At 62.2% G+C, this 3044-nt stretch carries 2 protein-coding genes; both read left to right on the forward strand.

From position 1 onward, the window contains the following. Positions 1-1819, forward strand: a 1819-nt coding sequence (locus tag ACXJ7R_RS28860; protein ID WP_457154803.1) for an oxidoreductase, incomplete at its 5' end; no start/stop codon positions are given. A 21-nt stretch (positions 1820-1840) separates the two neighbouring features. Beyond that, a partial coding sequence (locus tag ACXJ7R_RS28865; RefSeq protein WP_457154804.1) for an aspartate aminotransferase family protein occupies positions 1841-3044 on the forward strand: 1204 nt, incomplete at its 3' end.

A 3044-nucleotide genomic window follows, 5' to 3' on the forward strand; every position in this document is an offset into this window, starting at 1 on the left:
GCTGTGGGATGACGGCGACATTCCACCGCTCGCATTGATGGTGGAAGYGGTCCACGAGCACGGCTCGCTCGCCGGCGTGCAACTCGCCTATCCCGCTTACTACAACGCTAATCGCATGACCCGCGAAGTGCCACTCGGCCCGATGGACCGACCCGTCAGCGGCCACCATCCGGTCCAGGTTCGCGCAATGGACAAGTCGGACATCAAGGCACTGCTGGGCTGGTGGAAAGCGGCGGCGCAGCGGGCGCGCAAGGCCGGCTTCGACATCCTCAATGTCGACGGCAATTTCTCCACCATCGCATTCCAATTCATCTCGCCCCGCAATCAACGAACCGACGAATATGGCGGCTCGCTAAAAAACCGGGTTCGCCTTCTGAAGGAATTGATCGAGGCCACGCGAGAGGGTGGCGGCGATGCCTGCGCGGTTAGCGTACGTCTGATCATCGATGAACTGTTTGGCCCCGAAGGACTTCGCGCCGCGGACGAAGGGATAGAGGCCATCAGSTTGCTCGCCGAACTGCCCGATCTATGGGATCTCGTGGTCGGAACCTGGGCCGACGATTCGCCGACCTCCCGCTTCGCATCGGAGAACGACCACGAGCCGTTCATGACCGGGATCAAGAGCGTCACCACCAAGCCGGTCGTCGGTGTCGGGCGCTTCACCTCGCCGGACACAATGGCAAGCCTGATCCGCCGCGGCGTGCTTGACATGATTGGCGCCGCGCGCCCGTCGATCGCCGATCCCTTCCTGCCGAAGAAGATCGAGGAGGGGCGCTACGAAGATATCCGCGAGTGCATCGGTTGCAATATCTGCGTGTCGAGCCACTTTGCCATGACGAACCTGCGCTGCACGCAGAACCCGACCATGGGCGAGGAATGGCGTCGCGGCTGGCATCCCGAACGAATTTCCACCAAATCAAGCGATACGAGCGTGCTCGTCATCGGCGGCGGGCCGGCGGGGCTCGAATGCGCCCGGGCTCTCGGTCAGCGCGGCTATCAGGTAACCTTGGCCGAGCGGCAGAGCCGTCTCGGTGGCCGCGTGACCCTTGAGGGCGAGCTGCCGGGCCTGCGCGAATGGCTGAGGGTCCGCGACTGGCGCGTCACCCAGCTAGACAAACTCTCGAACGTCGGGGTCTATCTCGAAAGCGATCTCGGATTGGCCGACGTTCTCGAATTTGACGCCGATGAGGTCGTGCTGGCGACTGGATCGCAATGGCGCGCCGATGGAGTGGGGCGCGCGGCGTTCAAGCCGCTTACATTGTCAGCCAGCGTGCCCGTATTCACACCGGACGACATCATGGGCGGCAATATCCCTTCGGGCCGAATTGTCGTCTATGACGACGACCACTATTACATGGGCGCCGTGATCGCTGAAAAACTGGCTCTAGTGGGCAAAAATGTGACGCTGGTCACGCCGGCAGCCGACATCTCCTCCTTCACAATCAACACGCTTGAAAACATCCGAACAGCAAAGCGGCTATATGAGCGTGGAGTTGGAATGGTTACGCACATGGCGCTCACCGGTACGCATGAAGGCCAGGCCCTCTTCATCGACGCGCGAACAGGCGCAGCGAACCACCGAGAGACCGACGCCCTTGTCCTCGTCACAGCGCGGCTACCTCGCAACGAACTGTTTAAAGCGCTGACCAAGCGTCTCGAGGAGGGACAGGCCGGTCGCTTGCGCCGCGTCTCGCGCATCGGGGACTGCGAAGCGCCGGCTGCCATTTATGCTGCCGTCTATTCAGGCCACCGCTTTGCCCAAGAATTCGAGAACGCCGACCCGATCTTGCGTCGCGAGCGAATCAACCTTGCCAGTTAGAACCAAATGATGAGCGACCTCATGTCAGTACCCGCGACACCAAATTCCGAAAAGCTCTATGCCCGTGCCCGCGAGGTCATGCCTGGCGGGAACACGCGTACGACCGTCTACCGCAAACCGTATCAAATCTATGCCTGGCGCGGCGATGGCTGCCGGATCACCGATGTGGATTGCCATGTCCGGATCGACGCCTTGGGGAATTTCACCTCTCTGATCCATGGCTATGGCAACCGCCAAATCCTTGAGGCGGCTACACGGCAGCTCGAAGCCGGAACGTGTTTTGGCATGCCCACCGAGAGCGAGATCCGCCTCTCGGAAATCCTGTGCGATCGTCTGCCGTCCGTCGAGCAGCTTCGTTACACCAATTCCGGCACCGAAGCGGTGATGAACGCGATCAAGGCCGCGCGCGCCTATACCGGCCGACCCAAGATTGCAAAATGCGAGGGCGCCTACCACGGGACCTACGATCCGGCCGAGACAAGCCAGGACGCCAGCCCCGCCACCTGGGGTGATATCGACAGGCCGGGATCCGTGCCGACCGCCAAGGGGACACCCCAGGGCGTGCTCGACGATGTCGTCGTCATTCCCTTCAACAACACGCCTGTAGCCGAGGCAATCCTTCGCGCCAGCGGCAACAGCCTTGCGGCCGTGCTCGTCGATGTCATGCCCAATCGCGCAGGGCTGGTGCCGGCAAAGCCCGAATATCTGGCGATGCTGCGACGCGTTACGCGCGAGCTTGGGGCGCTGCTGATCCTCGACGAGGTCATCACCTTTCGCCTTGGCTACAATGGTGCGCAGGGCCGTTTCGACATCGATCCGGATTTCACCACGCTCGGCAAGATTATCGGCGGCGGCTTTGCGATCGGCGCCATCGGCGGCCGTGCGGAAGTGATGTCGGTGTTTGATCCAAGTACGGGTCAGCCCGCGGTGCCGCATGGCGGAACGTTCAGTGCCAATCCCATGTCCATGTCGGCAGGGATAGCCGCTCTGGAGGAATTGACCCCCGCCGCATTCGAGAAGCTCGAGGCGCTCGGCGATCGCTTCGACCAGGGTATTCGTGCCTGCTTCGCCCGACACGGGATCAAGGGGCAGGTTACCGGACTGGGTTCGCTGCGCCGTGTCCACCTGACGGACGCACCATTGAGCGACTACCGATCCACATTCGCCGCTGCGGATGGGGCGACGCGGGTTTCGGCCCTCGCAAAAGCGTTGTTCGACGAAGGCG

This window comes from Mesorhizobium sp. P5_C1 (assembly GCF_054049815.1).